General features: G+C 74.9%; 1 protein-coding gene. It reads left to right on the forward strand.

Features of this window, described 5'->3' with window-relative positions; genetic code table 11:
- Positions 1–778 (forward strand): HAMP domain-containing protein (locus AX685_RS02000; protein ID WP_156445606.1); only part of this gene is annotated, 778 nt, incomplete at both ends.

The raw sequence follows: 778 nt of genomic DNA on the forward strand, positions 1-778 counted from the left end.
CCGCCACGACGCGCCTGGTACGCCGGCCGCCGCGGTGGCGGTGGCCGGACCGGACGGGCGCACGGTGGCGCGGGTGCGCTTCGGCGTGGCGCGCGACATCACCACGCTGGGCCGCCGGCTGCTGTTGCTGGCGATCGCGGGATCGGTGCTGCTGCTGCTGCTGGTGCTGACGATGCTGCGCCGGATGATCGGCGAACAGGTGCTGGCCCCGCTGGCGCTGGTCGAGCGGCATATGGAGCGGGTGCGCGCCAGCGGATCGCTGGCGCCGCTGCGCGACGATGGCCGCCGCGACGAGATCGGCGCGCTGGGGCGCAGTTTCAACGCGATGCTGCGCCAGCTGCACGACCTGCGCGAGCAGAACGAGGTGCAGAGCTTCGCGCTGGGCCGGTCGGAAAGCGCGGTGGCGGTGATGCACAATGTCCGCAACGCGCTGTCGCCGGTCAGCGCGGTGTTGAGCCACGACGATGCGCGCGGCGCGCCGGTCGACGCGGCGACGGTGCTGCGCGCGGTGCGCGAACTGGCGGAGGGGGACGTGCCCGCGGAGCGGCGCGCGCGGCTGGCGGCGTTCGTCGCGCAGGCGGTGACCGCGCTGGAGGAAGCGCGCGGGGGCCACGCGGCGCGGATGACGATCGGCCGCACCGCGCTGCGCCATGTCCTGGACATCATCGGCGCGCAGCAGGCGGCCGCGCATGAGCGCCCGCATCTCGCACCGTGCGACCTGACCGCGATCGTCGCGCAGAATGCCGCGATCGCGCGTTATGCCGCGGGTGCGGGTGCG

The organism is Sphingomonas sp. CCH9-F2 (assembly GCF_001556735.1).
Classification (GTDB): domain Bacteria; phylum Pseudomonadota; class Alphaproteobacteria; order Sphingomonadales; family Sphingomonadaceae; genus Sphingomonas; species Sphingomonas ginsenosidimutans.